1 protein-coding gene is annotated in these 292 nt (G+C 40.8%); it reads left to right on the forward strand.

Features of this window, described 5'->3' with window-relative positions; translation table 11 throughout:
• Nucleotides 1–182: hypothetical protein (locus AAEY62_RS21735; RefSeq protein WP_350636468.1), on the forward strand; the 182-nt coding region annotated here is incomplete at its 5' end.
• Nucleotides 183–292: the final 110 nt, after the last annotated feature.

Genomic DNA, 292 nt, shown 5'->3' on the forward strand with positions numbered 1-292 from the left:
GTGTAACGCTGCATGCAGGTAAGCGAAAACTAACGCTTAAACCAAGTGATTTAGAGCATTATTATGGCGAGCGAGGGCGTAGGGGTAATAAACTACCACGAGGCCTACAAAGAGTAGACGAAGCTGTTGTAGAGTTTAGCCCGCAAAACGACGAGCCAATTGAAAATGCTATTGATGAGTAGCGATTAATTCACATTCGCTCATATTAAACGGCTTGCTTATGCAGGCCATTTTTTTGTTATAAATTTAGTTTGTTATAAAATTGAGCGTACACTTGTGCGCTATTTTCTCG

The sequence above is a fragment of the Pseudoalteromonas sp. GW168-MNA-CIBAN-0100 genome (assembly GCF_040309225.1).
GTDB lineage: Bacteria > Pseudomonadota > Gammaproteobacteria > Enterobacterales > Alteromonadaceae > Pseudoalteromonas > Pseudoalteromonas arctica.